The sequence below is a fragment of the Streptomyces sp. CA-111067 genome (assembly GCF_050956065.1).
Taxonomy (GTDB): Bacteria; Actinomycetota; Actinomycetes; order Streptomycetales; family Streptomycetaceae; genus Actinacidiphila.
The window spans coordinates 4,677,053-4,698,685 of sequence record NZ_CP192103.1 but is presented as its reverse complement, the minus strand read 5'-3'; the positions used below and the strand labels follow the sequence as shown (position 1 = coordinate 4,698,685).

At 70.3% G+C, this 21,633-nt stretch carries 24 protein-coding genes and 2 pseudogenes; 7 read left to right on the top strand and 19 right to left on the bottom strand.

What is annotated here, in order from left to right; genetic code table 11:
* The first annotated feature begins 25 nt into the window (after positions 1-25).
* Both ACQPW6_RS20530 and ACQPW6_RS20525 read left to right on the top strand, forming a co-directional pair.
* The gene (locus ACQPW6_RS20530; RefSeq protein ID WP_433894603.1) at positions 26-94 is read left to right on the top strand and encodes a putative leader peptide; all 69 of its coding nucleotides are present in this window, start codon (positions 26-28) and stop codon (positions 92-94) included.
* 334 nt (positions 95-428) lie between these two features.
* Complete coding sequence (locus tag ACQPW6_RS20525; RefSeq protein WP_433891113.1) at positions 429-1,538, top strand: LLM class flavin-dependent oxidoreductase; 1,110 nt, start codon at positions 429-431, stop codon at positions 1,536-1,538.
* A gap of 7 nt (positions 1,539-1,545) precedes the next feature.
* Here ACQPW6_RS20525 and ACQPW6_RS20520 read toward each other — a convergent pair whose 3' ends face one another.
* Complete coding sequence (locus ACQPW6_RS20520) at positions 1,546-2,244, bottom strand: TetR/AcrR family transcriptional regulator (RefSeq protein WP_433891112.1); 699 nt, start codon at positions 2,242-2,244, stop codon at positions 1,546-1,548.
* 122 nt (positions 2,245-2,366) lie between these two features.
* On the opposite strand from ACQPW6_RS20520, the gene ACQPW6_RS20515 reads away from it, so the two are divergent.
* Positions 2,367-2,999, top strand: coding sequence for a hypothetical protein (locus tag ACQPW6_RS20515; protein ID WP_433891111.1), 633 nt, complete (start codon positions 2,367-2,369; stop codon positions 2,997-2,999).
* Here the strand turns inward: ACQPW6_RS20515 and ACQPW6_RS20510 are convergent.
* Complete coding sequence (locus ACQPW6_RS20510; protein WP_433891110.1) at positions 2,996-3,622, bottom strand: DUF4126 family protein; 627 nt, start codon at positions 3,620-3,622, stop codon at positions 2,996-2,998. The two genes, ACQPW6_RS20515 and ACQPW6_RS20510, sit on opposite strands and share 4 nt — an antisense overlap.
* Positions 3,623-3,743: 121 nt before the next feature.
* Positions 3,744-4,793, bottom strand: coding sequence for an NAD(P)-dependent alcohol dehydrogenase (locus ACQPW6_RS20505; protein WP_433891109.1), 1,050 nt, complete (start codon positions 4,791-4,793; stop codon positions 3,744-3,746).
* A gap of 393 nt (positions 4,794-5,186) precedes the next feature.
* Here ACQPW6_RS20505 and ACQPW6_RS20500 point away from each other — a divergent pair, with 393 nt between their 5' ends.
* Positions 5,187-6,797, top strand: coding sequence for an APC family permease (locus ACQPW6_RS20500; RefSeq protein WP_433891108.1), 1,611 nt, complete (start codon positions 5,187-5,189; stop codon positions 6,795-6,797).
* A gap of 99 nt (positions 6,798-6,896) precedes the next feature.
* Here ACQPW6_RS20500 and ACQPW6_RS20495 read toward each other — a convergent pair whose 3' ends face one another.
* The 4 genes from ACQPW6_RS20495 to ACQPW6_RS20480 form a co-directional block, all read right to left on the bottom strand.
* Positions 6,897-7,274 (bottom strand): winged helix-turn-helix domain-containing protein, encoded by a 378-nt coding sequence (locus ACQPW6_RS20495; protein WP_433891107.1) that lies wholly within the window; start codon positions 7,272-7,274, stop codon positions 6,897-6,899.
* Positions 7,271-7,735: a hypothetical protein gene (locus ACQPW6_RS20490; RefSeq protein ID WP_433891106.1), complete on the bottom strand. Its 465-nt coding sequence runs from the start codon at positions 7,733-7,735 to the stop codon at positions 7,271-7,273. The genes ACQPW6_RS20495 and ACQPW6_RS20490 overlap by 4 nt, the downstream gene beginning before the upstream one ends.
* Positions 7,736-7,827: 92 nt before the next feature.
* Positions 7,828-10,146 carry a hypothetical protein gene (locus tag ACQPW6_RS20485; RefSeq protein WP_433891105.1) on the bottom strand — a complete coding sequence of 773 codons (2,319 nt, stop codon included), beginning with the start codon at positions 10,144-10,146 and terminating at the stop codon, positions 7,828-7,830.
* Between the two features lie 437 nt (positions 10,147-10,583).
* A complete protein-coding gene (locus tag ACQPW6_RS20480) occupies positions 10,584-11,357 on the bottom strand; it encodes an SDR family oxidoreductase (RefSeq protein ID WP_433891104.1) in 774 nt (257 codons plus the stop codon).
* Between the two features lie 86 nt (positions 11,358-11,443).
* Between ACQPW6_RS20480 and ACQPW6_RS20475 the strand changes: the two genes are divergently transcribed.
* Entirely contained in the window at positions 11,444-12,058 is a 615-nt protein-coding gene (locus ACQPW6_RS20475; protein WP_433891103.1) for a TetR/AcrR family transcriptional regulator, read from the top strand.
* 27 nt (positions 12,059-12,085) lie between these two features.
* Here ACQPW6_RS20475 and ACQPW6_RS20470 read toward each other — a convergent pair whose 3' ends face one another.
* The 6 genes from ACQPW6_RS20470 to ACQPW6_RS20445 form a co-directional block, all read right to left on the bottom strand.
* A complete protein-coding gene (locus ACQPW6_RS20470; protein WP_433891102.1) occupies positions 12,086-12,610 on the bottom strand; it encodes a hypothetical protein in 525 nt (174 codons plus the stop codon).
* Positions 12,611-13,005: 395 nt separating this feature from the next.
* Entirely contained in the window at positions 13,006-13,524 is a 519-nt protein-coding gene (locus tag ACQPW6_RS20465; RefSeq protein WP_433891101.1) for a hypothetical protein, read from the bottom strand.
* 76 nt (positions 13,525-13,600) lie between these two features.
* A complete protein-coding gene (locus ACQPW6_RS20460) occupies positions 13,601-13,957 on the bottom strand; it encodes a hypothetical protein (protein WP_433891100.1) in 357 nt (118 codons plus the stop codon).
* An 81-nt stretch (positions 13,958-14,038) separates the two neighbouring features.
* A complete protein-coding gene (gene tgmC, locus ACQPW6_RS20455) occupies positions 14,039-15,169 on the bottom strand; it encodes an ATP-grasp peptide maturase system methyltransferase (protein WP_433891099.1) in 1,131 nt (376 codons plus the stop codon).
* Between the two features lie 212 nt (positions 15,170-15,381).
* The gene (locus tag ACQPW6_RS20450) at positions 15,382-16,071 is read right to left on the bottom strand and encodes a hypothetical protein (protein ID WP_433891098.1); all 690 of its coding nucleotides are present in this window, start codon (positions 16,069-16,071) and stop codon (positions 15,382-15,384) included.
* 114 nt (positions 16,072-16,185) lie between these two features.
* Positions 16,186-16,431 carry a hypothetical protein gene (locus tag ACQPW6_RS20445; protein WP_433891097.1) on the bottom strand — a complete coding sequence of 82 codons (246 nt, stop codon included), beginning with the start codon at positions 16,429-16,431 and terminating at the stop codon, positions 16,186-16,188.
* 107 nt (positions 16,432-16,538) lie between these two features.
* On the opposite strand from ACQPW6_RS20445, the pseudogene ACQPW6_RS20440 reads away from it, so the two are divergent.
* Positions 16,539-17,375 (top strand): annotated as a pseudogene (locus tag ACQPW6_RS20440) (helix-turn-helix domain-containing protein).
* On the top strand, positions 17,372-17,587 hold the full coding sequence (locus ACQPW6_RS20435) for a DUF397 domain-containing protein (RefSeq protein ID WP_433891096.1): 216 nt from the start codon (positions 17,372-17,374) through the stop codon (positions 17,585-17,587). Before ACQPW6_RS20440 ends, ACQPW6_RS20435 begins: the two are co-directional and overlap by 4 nt.
* A gap of 130 nt (positions 17,588-17,717) precedes the next feature.
* On the opposite strand, the gene ACQPW6_RS20430 is transcribed toward ACQPW6_RS20435, so the two are convergent.
* The 6 genes and pseudogenes from ACQPW6_RS20430 to ACQPW6_RS20405 all read right to left on the bottom strand — a co-directional run bounded on the left by ACQPW6_RS20430 (position 17,718) and on the right by ACQPW6_RS20405 (position 21,456).
* Entirely contained in the window at positions 17,718-18,068 is a 351-nt protein-coding gene (locus tag ACQPW6_RS20430; protein WP_433891095.1) for a hypothetical protein, read from the bottom strand.
* Between the two features lie 27 nt (positions 18,069-18,095).
* Complete coding sequence (locus tag ACQPW6_RS20425) at positions 18,096-19,004, bottom strand: radical SAM protein (RefSeq protein WP_433891094.1); 909 nt, start codon at positions 19,002-19,004, stop codon at positions 18,096-18,098.
* A 72-nt stretch (positions 19,005-19,076) separates the two neighbouring features.
* Positions 19,077-19,815 (bottom strand): annotated as a pseudogene (locus tag ACQPW6_RS20420) (Scr1 family TA system antitoxin-like transcriptional regulator).
* The gene (locus tag ACQPW6_RS20415; protein ID WP_433891093.1) at positions 19,805-20,329 is read right to left on the bottom strand and encodes a DUF6879 family protein; all 525 of its coding nucleotides are present in this window, start codon (positions 20,327-20,329) and stop codon (positions 19,805-19,807) included. Before ACQPW6_RS20415 ends, ACQPW6_RS20420 begins: the two are co-directional and overlap by 11 nt.
* Entirely contained in the window at positions 20,313-20,519 is a 207-nt protein-coding gene (locus tag ACQPW6_RS20410; protein WP_433894602.1) for a hypothetical protein, read from the bottom strand. Before ACQPW6_RS20410 ends, ACQPW6_RS20415 begins: the two co-directional genes overlap by 17 nt.
* Positions 20,520-20,745: 226 nt before the next feature.
* A complete protein-coding gene (locus ACQPW6_RS20405) occupies positions 20,746-21,456 on the bottom strand; it encodes a DUF4232 domain-containing protein (protein WP_433891092.1) in 711 nt (236 codons plus the stop codon).
* Between the last annotated feature and the right edge of the window lie 177 nt (positions 21,457-21,633).

Sequence of the window (21,633 nt, the reverse complement as noted above, 5' to 3'; positions counted from 1 at the left end):
AGGCGGGAGCGAGAGGGTGAACGGTATGCGCAGCCTCACCAAGCGGCGCCACATCGACCTCGCGCGCGTCGCCAGCGCCACCTGTCGCCGCTGACCGCGAGCCGCCGCCGCACATAAGCCCGCCGCGCATAAGGCCGCCGCACGTAAGGCCGCCGCACATAAGCCCGCCGCGCATAAGGCCGCCGCACGTGAGCCCGCCGCACGTAAGCCACCGTGCCGGATCCGGCCGGGCCGGCGGCCACGCCCCGCCGCCGCGCGTGCAGCGCTGGAGGCGCCACACGTGCGACGCCCCGGGAGACATCCGCCGACGAGGCCCCCGTACCCGCCGCCCCGGAACGTGGCCGCGGCTGGTGACAACCCTCTCCCGCCCCCGTCGTCCGACTCCGCCGCCTCGACCGGAAGACCGCCGTACCCCGAACGGAGACCCCGTGACCCTGACCTTCCACTGGTTCCTGCCCACCTACGGCGACAGCCGGCACATCGTCGGCGGCGGCCACGGCACCCCGATCGCGGCCGCCGGCGGCGACCGGCCCGCGACCATCGGCTACCTCACCCAGATAGCCCGGGCCGCGGAAGACCTCGGCTTCGTCGGCGCGCTCACCCCGACCGGGGCGTGGTGCGAGGACGCCTGGCTGACCACGGCCATGCTCGCCCAGACCACCGAGCGGCTGAAGTTCCTGGTCGCCTTCCGCCCGGGATCGATCTCGCCGACACTCGGCGCGCAGATGGCGGCGACCTTCCAGCGGCACTCCGGCGGGCGGCTGCTGCTCAACGTGGTCACCGGCGGCGAGAGCCGCGAGCAGCGCGCCTACGGCGACTTCCTCGACAAGGACGCGCGGTACGCGCGTACCGCCGAGTTCCTCACGATCGTCAAGGGGTTGTGGGCCGGGGAGACCGTCGATCTGGCCGGGGAGCACCTGCGGGTGGAGGGCGCGAAACTCGGCCGGCTGCCGGACCCGGTGCCCGAGGTGTACTTCGGCGGTTCGTCTCCGGCGGCCGGCGAGGTCGCGGCCCGGTACAGCGACGTGTACCTCACCTGGGGCGAGCCGCCCGCCGCCGTCGCGGAGAAGATCGGCTGGATCCGCGCGCTGGCGGAGAAGGAGGGCCGCCGGGTGCGGTTCGGCATCCGCCTGCACGTCATCCCGCGCGACACCGCCGAGCAGGCGTGGGCGGAGGCGCGACGGCTGCTCGACCGCCTCGACCCGGCCCTGATCGCCGCCGCCCAGGAGGGCCTCGGCCGCAGCGAGTCCGAGGGCCAGCGGCGGATGCTGGCGCTGCACGGCGGGAGCACCGCGAACCTGGAGATCTCACCCAACCTGTGGGCCGGCTTCGGCCTGGTCCGCAGCGGCGCGGGCACTGCCCTGGTCGGCAGCCACCAGGAGGTCGCGGACCGCATCGCCGAGTACCACGCCCTGGGCATCGACGAGTTCGTGCTGTCCGGCCACCCCCACGTGGAGGAGGCTTACTGGTTCGGCGAGGGCGTCCTCCCCCTCCTCCAGGCCCGGGGCCTGTGGACCCACCCCCACCGGACCGTCTGAGCTGCGGCTACTCGCCGGACGGTGAGCACGCGATGTCCGGGACGGACGTCTGCGCGGCCGGGCCGGCCGCGGAGGCGGGGGCGACGGGGTCGGCGGCGGCGTCGAGGCCGCGGGCGGTGTGGATGCGCAGGAGTCCCTCGATGCCGCGCATCAGGGTCTCGCCGGCCTGGACGGGGTCGCCGAGGTAGCCCGCGCTCATCGCCCCGTCGCGGCACATCACGAAGTGCCGTCCGGCGTGGTCGGCCTCCACGGTGGTGATCTCGGCGAACAGGCCGGTGACCGTGCGCAGGTACCAGTCGCGGTGCTGCACGACGGCCCGGTGGACCGGGTGCTCGGGGTCGGGGAACTCCGCCGCCGCGTTGAGGAACGCGCAGCCGCGGTAGCCGGGCGAGCGGATCTGCTCGACGAGGGACGCGCCGATGCCCAGCAGTATGCCGTCCGGCCGCGCGTCCGCGGTCATCAGGGAGTCGAGCTGGCCGCGGATCGCCTGGTCGACGCTGCCGATGTAGGCGACCGCGAGGTCTTCCTTGCTGCGGAAGTGGCGGTAGAACGTGGCGTTGGTGACCTTCGCCTCGGCGACCAGCCGGTCGATGCCCACGGTGTGGATGCCGTACGCGTAGAAGAGCTGCCCGGCGGTCTTCAGCAGCCGCTCGCGAGCCGCGGAGACCCTCTTGCCCGTGCCGGTGCTCACATCCGTCTGCGTCATACGTCCACCTTAGCAGGTAGAACGCTCTCTCTTGTTTTGCGGCCGGGAGTGTGCCACGCTTCGAACAAGAGAGACCGTTCTCTCTACATCACGATCACGACCCTCACCCACAGGAGAACCCCATGGCAACCGCCGTCCCCACCGAGCCCGCCCCCGCCCCGCACACCGCGCCCGCCCTCAGCCGGCTCTACCTCATCCGCTTCGTTTTCGCCGCCGCGTGGGCCGTGCTCCTGCTGGTGTCCGGCTCCGACCTCACCACCGGGGCCAAGCTGCTGCTGTTCCTCTATCCCGCCTTCGACGTGGCCGCGGCGGTCGTGGACGCCAGGTCGGCGCGGGCCGCCGGGCCAGGGCGGGTCGCCGGGGCGGGGCCGGTCAAGGGCCTGTACGCGAACATGGCGATCAGCGCGCTCGCCGCCGTCGGGATCGCGGTCGCCAGCGCTTCGGGGACGGCCGACGTGCTGCGCGTCTGGGGCGCGTGGGCGGTGGTCTCCGGCCTGGTCCAGCTCCTGGTGGGACGGGCGCGGCGGGCGATGGGCGGCCAGTGGGCCATGATCGTCAGCGGCGGCGTCTCCGTCCTGGCCGGCGCGTCCTTCTTCCGCAGCGCCTCGCAGGACAACCCGTCACTGACCACCCTGGCCGGCTACGCCCTGCTCGGCGGGATCTTCTTCCTCGTCTCGGCGTTCCGGCTGTCCCGCTCGGCGGCCGCGAGCCGGCCCCGGCCGCAGCCCGACGAGCAGGCCCGCCGGGCGAGCTAGGTCGCGACCGCGCAACCGGCCCAGGCCAGGCCGACCGCCACCGAGTCCTCCAGGACGGCCCCCGGCCAGTCCGGCCGGTGCCGGGACTGCGCCCGGCGCCACCACGCCCCGGCGAAGGTCGTCGCGACCGACGCGACCGCCCCCAGCGTCGCGGCGACCGCGACAACCGCCGGGTCCTGGCCGGCCGGCGCCGGGTAGGCGTCCTCGCTGAACCAGGCGTCACGCGGCCCGCCCGCGACGGGGGCCGGGACCGGGACCGGGGCCGGGACGGCATCCAGGGGCTCCGGGTCACGGGCGGCCGCCGCCGCCAACGCGGCCGCCGCCAGCGCCCCGAGCAGCACCCTCGACGTCACCCCCGCCGGACTGAGGCGGCTCGGAATCCCCGGGAACTTGTCCGCGACGATCTCCCCGACAGCCGCCGTCGCGGCCCCGACACTCCCCCGGTGCCCGGACAGCAGCGCCACCGGCCGGGACACGTGCACGGCAGGCGTGGTCAGGGCGACGGCCGCCAGGCCGGTCTGGCTGCGCAGGCCGCTCGCCGCCCCGACCAGGGCCGCCCCCACCAGAACCGGCAGCGCCGGCACCGCCCCCGCGAGGGCCCCGCGCACCAGCGTTCGCATCATGAGACAACGGATTCCCGTGAATCGCGCACCGCGAAACCCGAAGCAATCCGTACGAACCAGTCAAACTGATCAGCGATCAGCGATCAGCCGGCCGGCCGCTCGGCGTCCGGCGTCCGACCCGTCAGATCGTCGCCGTGTCGATCACGAACCGGTACCGCACGTCGCTCGCCACGACCCGCTCGTACGCCTCGTTGATCTGGTCGGCCGAGATCACCTCGATCTCGGCACCGAGCCCGTGCTCCGCGCAGAAGTCCAGCATCTCCTGCGTCTCGGCGATGCCGCCGATGGGCGAGCCGGCCAGCGTCTTGCGGCCGGAGATCAGCGAGAACATGTTGACGGAGACCGGCTCCTCGGGCGCGCCGACGTTCACGAAGGCGCCCTCCACCTTGAGCAGCTTCAGGTACGAGTCGATCGGCAGCGGCACCGAGACGGTGGACAGGATGACGTCGAACGAGGACGCCAGCTCCTCGAAGGTGGCCGGGTCGCTGGTGGCGTAGTAGTGGTCGGCGCCGAGCCGCAGCCCGTCGTCCTTCTTGCGCAGCGACTGGCTGAGCACGGTCACCTCGGCGCCGAGCGCGTGCGCGAGCTTGACGGCCATGTGGCCGAGGCCGCCGAGGCCGAGCACGGCGACCTTCTTGCCGGGGCCGACGTTCCAGTGCCGCAGCGGCGAGTACGTGGTGATGCCCGCGCACAGCAGCGGCGCCGCGACGTCCAGGCTCAGGCCCTCGGGTATCCGTACGGCGTAGTGCTCGTCCACCACCAGGGCGGTGGAGTAGCCGCCGTACGTGGGGTCGCCGTTCTTGTCGCGGCCGTTGTACGTGGCGACGCTGCCGTTGGCGCAGAACTGCTCCTGGCCGCGCAGGCAGTACTCGCACTCGCGGCAGGAGTCCACGAAACAGCCCACGCCGACCCGGTCGCCGACCGCGTACGCGGTGACGTCCGAGCCGACCTCGCTGACCACGCCCGCTATCTCGTGGCCGGGCACCATCGGGAAGATCGCCTCGCCCCAGCCCTCCCGGGCCTGGTGGATGTCGGAGTGGCAGATGCCGGCGAACTTCACGTCGATCAGGATGTCGTGCGCGCCGACCGCGCGGCGGGCGATCGTGGTGCGCTCCAGCGGTGCCTTGGGGGCGGGGGCGGCGTAGGCGGGCACGGCGGAAAGGCTGGTCATACGGGGTTACTCCTCAGAAGCCAAGCGAATGTGTGGCACGGCGTCGGCCGTGGCACCCATCGTTCAAGGCGCTCGGCAGCCGAACCATTCCCGGACGGACCGGGCATGCGATCTGGATCACGGGGCAGGGCGGCCAGAGAGGAGCGGTGCGGGCCGAGCGGGCCCGCGCGCTCGACGCAGGGCGAGGAGGCGGTTCATATGACGCCGGAATCCGGGTCACCGGGCGGTTCTGGAGACGGTTCGCGGGGCGCGTCTCCGGGCGGCCCCTCCGGCGGAACTCCGGACGGCCCTTCCGGCGGAGCTCCGGGCGGCCCCTCCGGGGGAGCCCCGGGCGGCCCCTCCGGCGGAGCAAAGGGCGGCGGCGGCGCGGAGAAGCCGCGTCTGCGCCGCGACATGGGCCGGGTCAGCCTGCTGTTCGCCGGCGTCGGCTCGATCATCGGCTCAGGCTGGCTGTTCGGTGCGCTGAACGCGGCCAAGGAGGCCGGCCCCGCCTCGATCTTCTCCTGGGCCATCGCCTCGGTGATGATCCTGCTGATCGGCCTGTGCTTCGCCGAGCTGAGCACGATGTTCCCGGTGTCCGGCGGCGTCGTCCGCTTCCCGCACCTGTCCTACGGCTCGTTCGCCAGCTACACGATGGGCTGGATCACCTGGGTCGCGGCGGCGACCGTCGCCCCGATCGAGGTCGAGGGCGCACTCCAGTACGCCACCAGATGGGCGAACTTCACCCAGCTCCACAAGTCGTCCGGCGCGTACACCCTCACCGGCCTCGGCTACGTGGTCGCGGTGGTCGCGATGGCGTTCTTCGTGCTGCTGAACTACTTCGGCATCCGCTGGTTCGCCCGGGTGAACAACGTCCTGGTGTGGTGGAAGCTCGGCATCATCCTCACGGTGATCATCGCGTTCGCGGTCACGGCGTTCCACGGGCACAACCTCACCGCGCACGAGTACGGCGGTTTCGCGCCGGGCGGCGCGAAGGGCGTGTTCACCGCGATCTCGACGGCCGGCATCACGTTCTCCTTCCTCGGCTTCCGGCAGGCCGTCGAGCTGGCCGGCGAGACCGACGACCCCAAGCGGAACGTGCCGTTCGCGATCATCGGCTCGGTGCTGCTCACCGGTGTGATCTACGTGGCACTGGAGATCGCCTTCCTGGCGGCCGTCCCGGCGCACGACCTGAAGTCGTCCGGCGGCTGGCTCAGCCTGTCGTTCACCAACGACTTCGGCCCGCTGGCCGCCATCGCCAGCGCGATCGGGCTGGGCTGGCTGGCGTATCTGCTGTACGTGGACGCGGTGGTCTCGCCCGCCGACACCGGCCTGATCTACACGACGGTCACCGCGCGCATCTCGTACGCCATGGCCCGCAACGGCAACGCGCCCGAGCCGCTGTCCCGTACGACCTCGCGGGGCGCGCCGCTGATCAGCCTGATCGTGACGTTCGTGCTGGGCCTGATCGTCTTCCTGCCGTTCCCGAGCTGGCAGCAGCTCGTGGGGTTCATCACGTCGGCGACGGTGCTGTCGTTCGGCTCCGGCCCGCTGGTGCTGGCGGCGATGCGCCGCCAGGTCCCCGAGCACGAGCGGCCGTTCCGAGTGCCCGGCGGTGACGTGATCCCGTTCCTCGGCCTGTACTCGGCGAACCTGATCGTCTACTGGGCCGGCTGGAACACCAACTGGAAGCTTTTCGCGACGATCGGCATCGGCTTCGTGCTGCTGGTGATCTTCGAGGCCACGAACCGGTCCATGCCCCCGGACCTGGACTGGAAGTCGGGCGCGACCTGGCTGATGCCGTGGCTGGTCGGGCTGACGGTGCTGAGCTGGGCCGGCGACTACGACGGCGGTCGCGGCTGGATCGGCCTGGGCTGGGGCTTCGCCCTCAACCTGGTGCTGGCGGCGATCGTGTACTTCCTGGCGCTGCGCTCCCGGCTGCCGAGGGACCGGGTCCTGACCCACATCGAGGAGGCCCGGACCGAGGCGGCGGTGGAGCAGGAGGCCCTGGCGGACGCGGCGTGAACGATGCCGGGCCGGGGTCTTCGCCCCGGCCCGCGCCGCCTCCGCGCCGGAGCCCCCGTCACCCGGCGCACCCGTCACCCTGTACCGGCCGCGCGCAGGTCACCCCGGCTCGCCCGCTCGGCCCGGTCCGGCGTCGGCGCCCGGGTCCGCGTCCGCCGACGCCCCCGCCCCGTCCCTCCGTCCCGCGTTCGCGTCGGCGATGATCCCCTGGAGTGCCGCGATGTGCCCGTCGAACGCCTCGCGCCCGGCCTCCGTCAGGCGGGCGCGCACCTTTCTGCGCGTTCCGCTGAGCCGCCGCTCGGTCGCCACGTAGCCGGCCTCTTCGAGCGTCGCGAGCTGCTTGGACAGGGCCGAGTCCGACAGCCCCAACTGGTCCTTGAGGTAGGCGAACTCGGCCCAGTCCGCCGCCGTGAGCGTCGCCACCAGGGACAGCCGCGTACTGGGGTGGATCAGCTCGTCGAACCGCGCCTTGGTCATGCCCGGGCCCAACGCCGCAGCACCCGCAGGATCTCCGGGCCGCCGAACCCGACGACCGCGGCGACCAGCAGCGCCGCCCAGATGGAGGCATGGTCGGCCCCGTCGGCGTCGAGCCCGAGCGCGGCCAGGACCGTGATCGCGACGAGCCCGACCAGCATGCCGATCACGACCAGCGGCAGCCGGCGGCCGGCCACCGCCCGGCTGACCCGCAGCCGGTCGGTGCGCCGCCGCCCGTCCAGCAGCCGCGACGCGACCGTCGTGTGCGCGGCGCCGAACACCACCGTCGCGGTGCCGGCCAGCCACGCGGGCCCGACGCTGCCGAGCCCGCCGAGCAGCAGCCAGCCGCCCGCCAGCCCCCACCAGTAGCCGCGCGGCAGCCCGACCTCGGCGGCCACCTGTTCTCTGGCCCGATCGGCGACGTCGAGCGCCGCGAGGGCGTCCTCCGGAGCGATGTCGTTCATCGCCACACCTCACTTTCCTTGTTGGAAAGTAGCGTCCCACTTTCCCACTCGGAAAGTCAACAGGAGGCGCACGCCGCCCGCGGCCGGAGGCGTCAGCCCTTGGTCACGTTCAGCGTCCCGTACTCGCTGAGCCACGGCCCCTGGCCGTCCCGCGGCTGCACGGTGAACGTCCAGCTGTACGTGCCCGCGCCGGTGTAGCTGCCCGAGGCCGTCTTCAGGTCCCACGACGCCGTGACGTTCGTACCGTTGCGGGCTGTGCCCGTTCGGGTGGCGACGACGGTGCCCGCCGCGTTCTTGACCGCCAGCGTCCAGGGACCCGTCGGGCGGGAGTAGTCCCACTGGCCGGTGAACGGCGTGACGGTGCTGCCGACGCTCGCGCCCGAGACCTGGGAGCGCAGCAGGTTGATGTTCTGCGGGACGATGTCGGCCAGCGGCAGGACGTGGATGTGCCGGGTGGCGTCCACGTAGGCGACGCCGCCACCGTACTTGTCCACCGACCAGGTGACCCCGCGGTCGTCGGTGTAGTTCCCGGCGGCCAGGTCAGCCACGTCACCGGTGACCGCGGTGCCGCTGTGGAAGTCGGTCAGGACGAGCTTGCCGCGGGACTTGTCGTGCCGCACCAGGTAGCCGTCGCCGAGCAGGGTGTCGGTACCGGCGGGTACGGGGATGTTCTTCCCGGTCTTCCAGTCGTAGACCCCCGCCGTGCTCCCGCACGACCAGTACAACCACCGGTCGTCCGCTTGGAGTTCGGTGAACGAGGCGCAGGTCGCCGCGGTCTGGAACGTGCTGCCGAACGTGCGGTTGGTCAGGTTGTACGGGCGCACGCTGCCCTTGCCCGCCGTGCCCGGCACCCAGAAGATGTTGCCCCACAGGGCGGCGGCGCTGGTGGTCCGGCTGACCTCGATCTGCCCGGTGTAGCCGAGGCCGAGGTCGGCCACCCACTGCTTGCCCTGCGAGGGGCTGGTGATCAGGGTGTGGCCGTCGGACGCGTCCGAGACGACGTTGTCCGTCGCGCCGGTGTCCACGTCGCGGATGACGTTCGACTGGCCGGGCACCGGCGCCTGGACCCCGTCCCTACCGGGCGCGGGGGTGGCGGCGGTGCCGGTGCCGAGGCCGGTCAGCGGCACGCAGGGCGCGGTGGTCGGCCCGCAGTTCCTGATGGTGGGGACGGCGGCGGCGTTCCACGGCTGCGTCGCGGCGCCGACGGTCGGCGTGGCGCCCGTGCCCACCTCGCGGCTGACCAGCGTCGAGGGCTCCACGACGTTGGTGCTGTAGAGCAACTGCCCGGCGGTGTACGTCATTCCGTAGATCACGGCGGGCACCGGCGGCAGCGCGCGGACCGTGGTGAGGACCGGGTCGGCGCCGCTGGCCGCGGTGACCTTGCGCACCGCCCAGTCGTCGGAGTCGGTGCCGCCGACCACCAGCACCGAACCGTCCGGCGCGATCGCGTAGAACTGCTCAGAAGCGGTCAGCAGGGTCTGCGCGGCTCCGCCGCCGACCGGAACGCTGAGCAGCGGCAGGCCGGGGACCTTGGGCCCCAGGTCTGACCCCTCCCGCAGGAAGAGCACCCGGTCGCCGACCGGAACCGGGATCATCGGCGGGGCACCGAGGAGCGCGGGGAAGGGGGTCGTCTCGACCGTCCCGGCCGGGTCGTCCAGCCGCACGGAGTATGCCGTCGAGCCGCCCGGCTGGGATATCAGCACCCGGGTGCCGCCGATGACCGTCCGGTACCCCGTCGGGTCCGGCACCGACGCGAAGATCTCCCGCACGGAGGCGTCGGCGTAGCTCAGCAGGTAGGTGCGGACGGTGCCGTCGACTTTCACGTGGAAGACCGCGAAGTCGGTGCTCTGGGCGACCCGGGAGTAGTCGAGGGCGCCGGCCGGCGTGCCGGTGACGGCCTGGTCGGTCGTCGTACCGTCGGCCGCGGTGCGCAGGATGTGCAGGCCGTCCGTGCCGTCGGTGCCGGTGCCGTCCGTGACGACGGCGTCGGACCGGAAGACCCCGGTGAACTGCTGGCCGGCCGGCACCTGGACGGTGGCCGCGGCGGTGCCGGTGGCGAGATCGGTGACCGTGACGGCCGTGCCGCTCTGGCCGGCCCTCAGGCCGCCGTTCGTCTGGCCCGCCCCGGTGACGGGGGCTCCCTGGGCTCCCGTTGCCTCGTCCACCCACCGGGTGGTGCCGGCCTCGTTGGTGGAGAGATAGCCGGAGTCGCCGGCGGAGAAGAGGACCTCCCGCGTCGGCGCGAAGCGGCTGCCGGCCGGGACGACGGTCTCGGGCTCGGCGGCCCGCGGGGCCGCCTTGGCGGTGCTGTTGGCGCCGGTGTCGGCGTAGACCGCCGGGGCGAGCCCGGCGCCGAGTACGACGGTGGTGGCGGCGGCGGTCAGGCCGCGGGCGAGCACGCGCCGAGGCACGTGTCGTTGGGCAAGTCGGTGCACGTGGTTCATCGTCCTTCGTCGAAAGGGCGCGGGGCCGCTGCGCGGGCCGCGGTCGGTCCAAGTGGACCGGGGCTGCGGGGAGTCGGGCGAAGCGGCGCGGATTCCGGCGCCGTGCGAGGGCACGTGCGAGGGCGCGTGCGAGGGCACGTGCGAGGTCGCGTGCGAGGTCGCGTGCGAGCGACATGCGGTCCCGTGCGAGAGACATGCGGCCGCGGCCGTTCCCGCGGCAAGGTCCCCACCCTGTCCATCACGTTCCCCTGCTGTCACGCCGGCAACCGGGCCGATCCGCCTCTCGCGACCCGCCCCGTCGGTCCCCCCCGGGAGCCATCTGGCGGCGGTAAAGTATCAGTCCCATATGAACTCCCTCCGAACACAAGGCAAACCCCCCGGTCACCGGGGCGAAGGGTGAAGGCTCACAGGCCCGCGCCGCCGGTGGCGTCGATCACCTTGCCGGTGACCCAGCGCGCCTCGTCCGAGGCGAGGAAGGCCACGATGTCGGCCACGTCCTCCGGTCGGCCGACGCGGCCCAGTGCGGCCAGCGAGGCCGCGTGGGCTTCGGCCTCCGGATTGCCGCGCAGCCAGCCCGCGTTGACGTCCGTGTCGATGATTCCGGGGGCGACGGAGTTCGCCGTGATGCCCTGAGCGCCCAGTTCCTTGGCGAGGTTGCGGGTGAAGTTGTCCAGGGCGCTCTTGGTGGCGCCGTAGGCGATGGCCTCGGGCATGGCGAGGTGGGCCGCGCCGCTGGAGATGTTGATGATCCGGCCGGCGTCCCGCAGCCGCTTCCTCCCCTCCTGCACGATGAAGAACGGCGCTCGCACGTTCACGGCGAAGACCTCGTCGAAACCGTCCTCGGTCAGTGACGTCAGGTCCGCACTGCGCCCTATGCCGGCGTTGTTGACGATGATGTCGACGACCGGCTCGGGCGTGTGGTGGGGAATCCGGGCGTCGAAGGCCGACCACAGGGCGGCGGCGTCGCCGTGACTTCCCAACTGCGCGTGGAGGGCGAAGGCCCGGCCGCCGGCCTTCCGGATGCGCTCCACGACCTCGTGCGCCGCGGGCTCGTCGCGGGCGTAGGTCAGTGCGACCACGGCGCCGTCCCGAGCGAGCCGCTCTGCGACGGCGCGCCCGATGCCCCTGCTGCCTCCGGTGACGAGTGCGGTCTTTCCTTCAAGTCGCCGCGTACCCATGGTGGTTGGCCGCCTTCCATTTGTTGAGTGATCGACCAAGAAAAAAGCTAGCACGGTTTCTTGGTCGATCGCTCTAAAATGTGTGCATGACCGAGACACCCAAGCGCGGCCGCCCGCGCACCTTCGACCGCGCGGCGGCGCTGACCGCGGCCACGCGCCTGTTCTGGGAGCGAGGCTATGAAGGCGTTTCCATCGGCGAGCTGACCGAGGCGATGGGGATCCGCTCAGGGAGCCTGTACGCGGCCTTCGGAGACAAGAAGTCCCTGTTCAAAGAGGTGGTCGACGCCTACGGCCGGTCACCTGTCGGCGCCTTCGCGGGGGTGGCGCTCCAGGAGGAGTCCACCGCGTACGGGGCATTCGCGCGCATCCTTCGAGAGGCCGCGACCATCTACCCGGATCCCGCCCACCCGGCCGGCTGCCTGGCCATCAGCGCGGCGACGAACGTCACTCCGCAGGACGCGGAGGTGCGGGCGTTCCTCCGCGATCTGCGGAACAAGAACGTGGACGGGTTCGAGGCCCGGCTGCGAGAGGCGCAGCGCGCGGGGGAACTGCCCGCCGAGACCGAACCCCGGGCCCTGGCCGACTACTTTGCCACCGTCCTCCAGGGGCTTTCCCAGCGAGCCCAGGACGGAGCCAGTGCCGCCCAACTCACGGCAGCGGTCGAACTGGCACTGGCAGCCTGGCCGGCAGCGCAACGCTGATCGCGCCGCCCTATGGCGGCGGGGCGCTCACGAGCGCGGGTGGTTGCAATCCGCCGAGACCGTCAGCGACTCGTACGGAACACCGGCATCGCCCGGGATATCGGTCACCCGCGTGACGAACAGATCCCAGCCGTTACGCGTCAGATGCGTCTCGTCGGTCCCCGCCGTGGTGTCACTCCGCCAGCCCTCCCCCCGGAGGAACCCCACCACGGACTCCCGGGCGCGGGTGTGCCCGGCCTTCGGGTAGATGCGGTAACGGTTGATGAGGCAGTAGTGGTACGGGTCGGTATCCCTGTCCAACTGCACGGGTATCTCAGCCTGTTGGAACCCCCGTTTGATCTCGTCGGTGATCTTCTCGTACTCCGGCCGCCGCTGAGCCGCAGGGTCAGCCGTCGTGGCCGTCGCACTGGGCACGGCGGCGGGAGCGGCCGAGACGCTGGATTCGACGGGTACGGCGGCAGCGTGCCGGGTGCCCCCGGAGTCCCCACTGCCGCAGGCTCCACTGAGGAGCAGCACCGGAGCCGCAACAAACAAGGCGGCGGTTCTCTTCATACGCGGATCGTAGTGACCGAGCCACCCGCCCCGACAACGCGCCCGCGGGCGCGGGGACGATCTCCGCGTGCGCCGGGCAACACCGGCCGGCTCTCGACATGGCCCAGGGAATCGGCTACCTCATCGCCTGCCTCGGCCCGCTCGGCCTGGGCCTGCTGCACTCCGCGAGCGGGGGATGGACGCTGCCGATCGCCATCCTGCTCGCCGTCCTCGTCGCCCAGACCGTCGCGGCCTTCGGCGCGAGCCGCGACCGCCACGTCCTGACGTCCCCCCGAGGGACCGGGGCTCGCGAGCGCGGCACACCTTACGCGCGGGGCGCGGGGGCAGTCGCCGCCCAGGGGCAATCAGTTCGTACTCGACGATCCCAACGGCGAGGGCACACCCCGGCTTCCGCCTCAGGGGCAAGTCGCCGAAACGGTCAACTGCTGATAGGTGACTCCGCCGTCACCTTTTATATCGGTGATCCGGGACACGAACATGTCCCAGCCGTTCCGGGTCAGATGCGTCTCGTCGGTGCCCGAACTGATCGCGCTTTGCCACTTCTGCTCCCGGAGCAACGCGACCATGCTCTCCCGGGTGCGGTGATAGCTGCTCATCGGGGCGAGAAATGTGCGGGTGACGTTACAGTCGCCGTTGTTCGCGTACTTGTCCCGGCCGTCCGGCAGATGCGCCTTCTTCAGATCCTGATCGACCTCGGCCTGGATCTTGTCGCGTTCGCGCCGCAGCTTGAGCGCCGGATCAGCGGTGGTCGGCGTCGAGGTGGGCACGATGGCGGGGGAACTGGAGACGCCGGAAGCCACGGCCGTGGCAGCATGTTCGCTGGCGTGCTTGGTGTCGCCGGAGTCGCTGCTGCTGCATGCTGCGGCCAGGAGAAGGACAGGGGCCGCAAGAAGCAGAGCGGCAGATATTTTCATACGGGGATCATAATGGATGGTCCGACCGCCCTGCTCACCTTTATCCGCCGGGACACACGTCACCTGTGCGGACGCATTACCCGTCGTCGTCCAGCGTGGCGGGTGTGCATTTGGTGAGGTGGACGACGAGTTGGGAGGCGAGGAACCACCTTTCCAGGTCGGGGCGTTGGCGGTAGCGGAAGTTCTCGTCGGCCGGGTACGGGACGGCCTTCGCGTCGTGGTTGGGGACGTACATTCCGCCGGAGACGGCCCACACGTGGTAGTTGGCGCTGCGGATCGCGACCGGGTCGGTCAGGTGAAGGCACAGGCGGACGGCCAGTCGCGCGTACGGCGCCCACACCGGGGGCTTGGACGTGAAGCCCTGGTCGCCCGAGTCCCCCATATCCCCCGTCAGTGCCCAGACCGTCGCAGCCTTCGGAGCGAGCCGTGTCACGTCCTGGCGCCCTCCTGAGGCGCCGGGTCCCGCGGGCGCGGGGACGATCTCCGCGTGCGCCGGGCAACGGCCAGGGCAACGTCACACCGGGAGCTGCCAGTTCGGCCCGCCCGGTTCGCCGAGCCAGACCGTCTGCGTCTCGTCGGTGACCGTCATCCCGAACGCCGTCTGATCGGGCGACCCTGCCCCCTGCCACGCCAGAAGAGCGTCCTCGACCTGGTCCCACAAGCGCAGCGGCCCGTGCTGGTGGACCTCGCCGGCGTCGCTCCACGCCTGGGATCCGGTGGCGACATCGGCGAGGACGACGCGGCCGTCGTTGCCCGAGTTCCAGAACTCCGCGGAGGGTGCGGCGAGTTGAGCGACGAACAGCCCCGTCCAGTCCTGGAGGAGGCCAGGATCGACGCGGCTGGCCCGGGACTGTCCGGGGAGCCGGTGGAACATGGGCCGGGGCGGCCGTTCGTGCGGGCGCGCGAGCATGTACGAGATCCGGTCCCCCTCGAACCGGCCGGTGGCGGCTCCCTCGTCGTCGAGGGTGAGGCGGATCAGGCCCGACGCGAGTATCCAGCCGCTGAGAGCGGTCGTGATGGTGCCGCCGTCGCGGAGCTGCCACAGCCAGTGGCGCGGGATGTACCGCACCGCGCAGGTGGCGACCACCGCGTCGTACTCGGCGCCCTCCTGGTGCCCTTGGAGACCGTCGCCGTTGACGAGCGTGGGGCCGTACCCGGCTGCCCTCAGATGACCGGCGGCGCTCGCGGCCAGACCTGCGTCGAACTCGACCGACGTGACGTTCCCCTCCCCCAGCCGGTGGCACAGAATCGCCGTGGAATACCCGGTCCCGGTGCCGATTTCCAGTACCTTGTCCCCGTCCTGGAGACCGGCCACTTCGAGCGTCCGCACCACCAGGGAAGGCAGCGTGGAGGACGAGGTGGGGCTGCCGACCACCGGCCCGTCGGCGTCGGCAGCGCTCGTGCCGTCGACCTGGGTCACCCACGTGGTGTCGGAGTAGACGAGGCCCAGCCACTCCTCCTCGCTGACGTCGGCGCGGCGCACGGGCTCCCAACTGCCCCCGCCGGACCGGTAGACAGCCGTATCCACGAAGAGCTCCCGGGCAACGGCCCCGACGGCGGCGCACCATGCGCGGTCGGTCCGGGCGCCGCCGCCACAGATCCGCTCGGTGAGGGCACGGCGGAGCGCGGTGGAATCAACGGTCATGATTTTTGCCCTTGTTGCTGAAGTCGGCGGTCAAGTCGAAGCCCGCGAAGACCAGGTCAACGCGCCCAGGTAGGCCCGCACGCGCCGGCCGCGACCCTCGAGCGCCGCGAGACACGACTGCCCCGTTCGAACGGATCACCCTCCGCACCTCCGCGCAGCGCACGGCGCGGGATCGGCCCGGGCCGCAACTCGCCCCGCCCGAGCAACAGCTCTCACGACCCGTCGTCGTCCAGCGTGGCGGGTGTGCATTTGGTGAGGTGGACGATGAGTTGGGAGGCGAGGAACCACTTCTCCAGGTCGGGGCGGTGGCGGTAGGGGAGGTTCTCGTCGGCGGGGTAGGGGACGGCTTTCGCGTCGTGGTTGGGGACGTAGAAGCCGCCGGACACCCCCCACACCCGGGGGTTGGCGCTGCGGACGCAGACGGGGTCGGTCAGGTGCGGGCACAACCGGACGGCCAGTCGGGCGCAGGGCGGGCAGATCGGCGGCTTGGAGGTGAAGCCCTGGTTCGCTGAGTCGCCCATTGCCTGCGTCAGTCGGGTGTACTGCGAGAGGAACAGCCAGCCCTGTTCGGTGCGTTCGGCCGGCTTTCCGCAGACTTGGCAGAGCCGGTGCAGGAGCGCCTCGCGCTGGCGGACGGAGTGCATGGCCTCGAAGACCGGCCGCCCCGACCCCGGCGCGATCGAGAGCCGCGCCCACAACACCCCGTGCTCGTCCCGGTCTTCGGGCCGCTCGTCGCTGTACGCGAGCCCCGCCCCGAACGGCCGCGCGATCAACCGGCTGATATCCGGCTGCTCACCGCTCCAGGCGGCGGCGAACGGCACGGGCAGTTTCTTCGGCCCCCAGATCAGCTGGGGCGGGCCGGCCACGCCGGAGTCAGCGGCGGGCTGTTGCGCTGCGGGCATCATCTCTCCCTGGTCAACGGTCATGTATGGCTGCCGGGTTCGGCGGGGCCCCGGCGCCCCGGGGCGCGGCAAGCGGGGAGCGGGGGGCGGGGGGGCGGGGGGGCGGGGGGGCGTTCACAGCTTCCGCCCGAGGATCCCGAGCCGACGCCGGCTGTCGCAGTCGTCCCGAACCCGTTCCCGCAGTGCGCGAAGTACCGCACTCTCCTCCCGCTCCCTGCGCACGTTCGGCGCGGCCTTGAGCGGGCAGTCCGGCTTCGGGCACTCGCAGGGCGGCCACGACAGGGCGGAGCGGATCGGGGGCTCCCCGTTGACGGGGAAGTCGGCGTCCCCGGGGTCGGGTTGACGTGGCCGTGAGGGCATGATCCGCTCCTCTCAGTAGCTGTTCCACTACCAGATGCGCCCAGAGTGACGTAGCGTCAGAGGCGCTTCAACCTGTGAGTTATGAGCGGAAGGTCGGTAAAAAGCCAGTGAACCGCAAGGAGTTAGACCCGGACAGCAGCCCCGAGGCGGCCTTCGGAGCACGAGTGCGCAGCTTGCGCGAAGCCCGAGGCTGGAAGCAGGAGGATCTCGCCGACGCGACGGAATATTCCAGCACGCATATTTCGGCCGTGGAAACTGGTCGCAAGATGCCAACTCTTCGCTTTTCACGCAGCCTTGATCTCGCGTTCGGGACGGCCGGCAGCGAAGACACGTTCGAACGCGATTGGCGCGAGCTCAAGCACGGCTCGCTGCTGGAGGGCTTCCCGCAGTACGTGGGGTACGAGGGCCGAGCCGTGGAGATCCGGCTCTACGAGATCGGGATCATCCCCGGCCTGCTCCAAACACCGTAGTACGCGCAGGTATTGGCCGACGGGGCCGTACGGCGGGGGACGATCAACCGTGATCAGGCGGCCGAGCGGCTCTCGTTCCTGGCGGAGCGCCAAGCCGCGCTGGTACGGCCGCGCCCTCCGATGATGCTGGTGGTGATGGACGAGAGCTGTGTCCGCAGGCGGGTGGGCGGCGATGACGTCATGGACGCGCAGTTGGCGAGCCTGATCGAGTTCGCCGAACTGCCCAACACCGTGCTCCAGATCGCCCCGTTCGAGATGGGTGAGCGCCGCCCGTTCAACCTGCCGATGAACCTGGTGACGATGTCGGACCTGTCCGTGTACGCGTACGCGGAGTCCCAGATGCGCGGTCACCTGGAACGCGACACGAAATTCGTACTACCTCAGCTGACGGCCTACCATCAACTCCAGGCCGAATCGCTGTCTCAGGCGGACACCGTGGCCATGATCAGCAAGTTGCGAAAGGGCGCCCCGTGACGAGCACGACCGAATCCCCCCGCTGGTTCAAGTCCTCCTACAGCGACAATGGCGGCAACTGCGTCGAGGTCGCCACCAACCTCACGGACTCACGCGGCGTGATCCCCGTCCGCGACTCAAAAAACCCGACCGGCCCGATCCTGACCTTCCCGGCAACGGCGTTCACGTCGTTCGTGGCGGCAGTGAAGGCCAACGAGTTCCCCACCGCGTAACCCGCCCGGCCATCCCCACGTGCGCGGGGAGCAGGCCGTGTACTCGACGTCCGTGCCGTCGTCCGCGGGGCCATCCCCGCGGGCGCGGGGAACAGCGCGGCGACTGCCCGTCGCTAGCGCGACCGGCAGCTCACCCCCGTGAGGCGGGCATCGGGGCTGCCTGCGCCCGCAGTTCCGCCAGACGGCGCTGGTAGAGCGGCCCGGCGACGTGCGCCGCCCGGGCCTCGCTGGGAGCGGACTCTTCGATCAGGTGGTGGGCCACCGCCTTGAGGTGCGCGGACCACGCCAACACGTGTTGCTGAGCGCTCCGACCGCACTCCTGGGGCTCGCCGGGCAGACACAGCGGCAACGCCGGTCCCACCTTGTTCGCGGCGTGCCGGATGTACCCGGCGATCCTCGCCCAGTCTTCCTCGCTCCGCCGCATCGCGGTCGCGTTGCCGTCCGTGCCCCACCGGCCGAAGTCGTCCCCGTGATCGTCCATTTGGTGCGCTCCTGGTGATCTCAAAACTCACGCGGGTGTGTCGATCGTATCCGGACCCGCCCCAGTGCCGGCCTCCGTCGGATCGCAGTGCCCGACGGACGGAACGCACGGACTGCACGGCCCGCACATCGGGAGGAACTGCGGGGGCGTACAGGACTGCGCGCCTTCTCCGTGCACGGCCGTGATGTCGGCAAGCACGTCGGCCATACGCGCACCGCCCCAGATCTCCGGAAGCGGCCTCTCCAGCACGTTACCGAGGTTCAGGAACCGCCCAAGCACGCACGGCCACACGGCACCGCTGGGGCCGATGGCGCACTTCTCGTACGCGCAATGCCCGCAGAGATCACCGATGGTCGGCTCGGCGCCTGCGCCGGCCCTTCCGAATGCTCGGGCCCGGTCGCCGCCGACCGTACCGACTCCCAGCGCCGAAAGATCCCGCGCGGCCTCGTGGACGCGCTGGCCCTTCTGTACGGCCACGACGCCGCCGCGAATCGGAATGCCGAGGTCGAGCGCTTTCTCGATGTTGACCCGGGTCCTTCTGTGCGAGCCTCGGAGCCTGGTTACGCCGTCGTGTTCTTCCGGCGTGTCGGAGTAGTAGGACGTAGCCAGTTTGACCTTGCAGTCCGTGAACGTCTCCCAGAGTTCGGGCCGGATGTGCGTCATGTTGGAGAACACTTCGACGGACAGCCCGAAGTCGTACGCATGGCGGATCAGTTCCGCAAGGCGCGGGTACAGCGTCGGCTCTCCGCCGATGAACTGAACATCCAGCGCACCCATACCCGAAAGCTCGTCGATGACCCTTGTCCAGTCCCGCACGGTCATGATGCCGTGCGTTCCCTTCGGTGACGAGTCGGCATAGCAGTGATGGCAGAACTCGTTACACAGACCCGTTACCTCTAACCACGCGAACTTCAGCCCGTTTCGGATAGCTCTCATCCCGCACCCCTTACGATGGGAAAACTCATCCGCATCCAACGTAGAGGCGAGGAGTGCCGATTCTCAGAAATATTAGCGTTGTCGATTAAAGATCATGGACCACTCGGCCAGGAGGTCCCGACATGCGTCCCCGAAGACCGCGTGCTTTTCGTATGTATCAAAGTCGGCAAGATATGCCGACACGTCTCTATGATCCTGTAGGATCAGGACTCCTGTACCCGTTTCCACGGTGGCCAACCTCCGGTCGTACACCGTAAAGGTGTTCAGCGGCCTCTCTGGAATGTGACCACCCAGCGGGATGACACCCAGACGCACGCTCGGAATACGGGACAGGGATGCAAGACGGTCGAGTTGGACAGCCATTGCCATAGTGGGCAGCAGAGGCCATCTGGCCGCCTGCTCCGTGAGAATGAACGTGAATGACTTTGAGGGGTCGTAAAGCACTTGCTGCCGTTCCAGCTTCTTCGCGATGGTCTTTGACTGATCCCCGGAAACATCGGAGATGCTGGCGCGCACATACTCGGGCGTGGCAAGCAGTCCGGTGATCCTGCCACTCCGTGTTGGCGGTTCTGGCCAAGGACAAGACCTCTGCCGCTGTGGCCTTGTCCGCCCCGAGGACCCCAAGGATCAAGTCGATGTCGACCAGTGACGGCATGAGTTTGCCGCTCTCGATGTTGCTGACCTTGGTTTGAGACATGTTGCAGCGGCGAGCGAGCCAGGTCTGCGTCTTCCCAGCCCGCCTGCGCTGACTTCTCAATGATTCCGCTAGGTCTGATCTGGACTGACCCAGCTTCTCGGGCTCAAACGTCAAGACCCTTCACGTACTCCTCAAAGGACACCGACTCGGCGATCGCGATCCGCTGATATTCGGTGAACCGGTCGACATCGCCCTCGTGGACCTCACGGTTGATCTGCCGTCCGTCCGGGTGGTAGTTCATCAGCACCACCTCGGAGCGGTCGAAGACCCAGAAGTCTTGAACCCCGTCCAAGGGGTTCGCCCGGTCGGTCACGTCCAGAATACGGATCTGTTCACCGGCCAGTGCATGAGGTGCGTAGTACTGGGAGAACTCGAATCGCAGGTAGTCCGAGAGCGGTCGGGATACAACATGCACACGCCCCTGCGAGCGTCCTTCCGCAACCTGTCGTCGCAGCCGGTCTGTGTAGTCATTCGAGACGGCATCGGGGTCGACACGCGCCCCTGCCTTGAACGCCTCGAACTCCTCTTCCTCCTGCGGCATGCGGTACTGGGGCAGAGTCTCAAGCCTCCAGGCTTCCTGCCGGAAGCCCTCAAATCGGGCCGCCCAGTCCTCACCAGCCAAGAACACGTACGGCCTCCCTCAGCACGCTTTCGGGGATCTCAACGAGCCCTTCCCCTGCAGGCGGCAGGAACGCCTCAGAAATGTTCCCCTGAACGATGATCGAGCCGCTGGCGGTGCGGTAGACATTCGGGCAGTCATCCTTTCCGCACTCCCCGTTCCCAGTACCGGTAAGTCGGGTCAGTTCCTCTCGCGCCATGCTGAAACCCCTATGCTTCCCGGCCTCGTTGGGCCACTGAAGTCGACGGTACGGGGGCTCGTCCAGGTCGTCCATGCGGCAACACGAATATTCGCGTTGTCGGGTAAGAATCCTCGGCGTCGCCGGCCGGGCGAGGCCGAATCGACCAACTCCAACCGTCCGCCGCGCCCGAAGCTGACCGCCACGGAGAGCGGCCTTACGTTCGTCAAAGGGGACGTCCCGGCCCTCAGCCTTCGAGGGCGACCGGGTGGACCTGGATGTCGCTGTCGCCGTACGGCCCCTGAAGCGGCGGGGCGCCGGCCGGCCACTTCAGCGAGACGGTGTGGGTCTCGTTCGGCGGCGTCGTGAGGATGGCGACCGGGAGGTAGAGGCGGTCGCCGCTGTGATCGACCGGGTAGGAGATGCTGAAGCTCGCGGTCTCACCGGGCTTCAGGTCCGTGACCTTGGGCACCTCACGGCCCCGGTCGACGGAGACGGAGGTGCCGTCGCTGTCCTTGATGTCGGCGCCGGGGAAGCCCGCCGCCGAGCAGGTGCTCCCGCCCTTGTTGGTCATGAGGACGGTGACGTCGCCGGTCTGGGCGTCGGGCGAGGTGTTCTTGGCCATCATGGCCAGGTCGGCCGTGTGGCAGATGGGGGTCTTCCCGCCACCGTCGGCGACGGTGTTCCCGGACCCGCCCGTGCTGGAACTCCCGCTGGTCGGAGGGGTCTTGGCCGAGGGCGCCGCCGGGGCGTCGGTGGACGGCGCGGAGGCGGACGGGGCCGTGGCGGACGAGGACGGGCTGAGGGTGACGGCGGGGGCCGTGGAAGATGGCGCCGGCGAGCTCGCGTTGTCGTCGTCCCCGGACCCGCACGCGGTGGCGGTCGCGGCGAGCGCCGTCATGACGGCGGCGGCCAGGAAAAGGCGGGCGGAACGGGTGGCGGGACGCGGACGACGCATCGTGATCTCCAGCGGCTGTCGGTGTCGGTGTTTCCTGCTGACACAACGACACTAGGGAGGGTCCGATCCTGAAACGATCCTGTGAGTGTCCGGATTCTGTCCCGGCAACTCCGGTTCCCCCAAACCGGAACTCAATCCAACAACCCCATGCTCACCGCCCTACGCCCGACCCAACAC

Bases quoted from the DNA above. Each gene is read 5' to 3' on its own strand.
- ACQPW6_RS20520 (WP_433891112.1), bottom strand. From the start codon at position 2,244: ATGACGCAGACGGATGTGAGCACCGGCACGGGCAAGAGGGTCTCCGCG.
- ACQPW6_RS20515 (WP_433891111.1), top strand. From the start codon at position 2,367: ATGGCAACCGCCGTCCCCACCGAGCCCGCCCCCGCCCCGCACACCGCG.
- ACQPW6_RS20510 (WP_433891110.1), bottom strand. From the start codon at position 3,622: ATGATGCGAACGCTGGTGCGCGGGGCCCTCGCGGGGGCGGTGCCGGCG.
- ACQPW6_RS20505 (WP_433891109.1), bottom strand. From the start codon at position 4,793: ATGACCAGCCTTTCCGCCGTGCCCGCCTACGCCGCCCCCGCCCCCAAG.
- ACQPW6_RS20500 (WP_433891108.1), top strand. From the start codon at position 5,187: ATGGGCCGGGTCAGCCTGCTGTTCGCCGGCGTCGGCTCGATCATCGGC.
- ACQPW6_RS20495 (WP_433891107.1), bottom strand. From the start codon at position 7,274: ATGACCAAGGCGCGGTTCGACGAGCTGATCCACCCCAGTACGCGGCTG.
- ACQPW6_RS20490 (WP_433891106.1), bottom strand. From the start codon at position 7,735: ATGAACGACATCGCTCCGGAGGACGCCCTCGCGGCGCTCGACGTCGCC.
- ACQPW6_RS20480 (WP_433891104.1), bottom strand. From the start codon at position 11,357: ATGGGTACGCGGCGACTTGAAGGAAAGACCGCACTCGTCACCGGAGGC.
- ACQPW6_RS20475 (WP_433891103.1), top strand. From the start codon at position 11,444: ATGACCGAGACACCCAAGCGCGGCCGCCCGCGCACCTTCGACCGCGCG.
- ACQPW6_RS20470 (WP_433891102.1), bottom strand. From the start codon at position 12,610: ATGAAGAGAACCGCCGCCTTGTTTGTTGCGGCTCCGGTGCTGCTCCTC.
- ACQPW6_RS20465 (WP_433891101.1), bottom strand. From the start codon at position 13,524: ATGAAAATATCTGCCGCTCTGCTTCTTGCGGCCCCTGTCCTTCTCCTG.
- tgmC (WP_433891099.1), bottom strand. From the start codon at position 15,169: ATGACCGTTGATTCCACCGCGCTCCGCCGTGCCCTCACCGAGCGGATC.
- ACQPW6_RS20450 (WP_433891098.1), bottom strand. From the start codon at position 16,071: ATGCCCGCAGCGCAACAGCCCGCCGCTGACTCCGGCGTGGCCGGCCCG.
- ACQPW6_RS20445 (WP_433891097.1), bottom strand. From the start codon at position 16,431: ATGCCCTCACGGCCACGTCAACCCGACCCCGGGGACGCCGACTTCCCC.
- ACQPW6_RS20430 (WP_433891095.1), bottom strand. From the start codon at position 18,068: ATGGACGATCACGGGGACGACTTCGGCCGGTGGGGCACGGACGGCAAC.
- ACQPW6_RS20425 (WP_433891094.1), bottom strand. From the start codon at position 19,004: ATGAGAGCTATCCGAAACGGGCTGAAGTTCGCGTGGTTAGAGGTAACG.
- ACQPW6_RS20410 (WP_433894602.1), bottom strand. From the start codon at position 20,519: ATGGCGCGAGAGGAACTGACCCGACTTACCGGTACTGGGAACGGGGAG.
- ACQPW6_RS20405 (WP_433891092.1), bottom strand. From the start codon at position 21,456: ATGCGTCGTCCGCGTCCCGCCACCCGTTCCGCCCGCCTTTTCCTGGCC.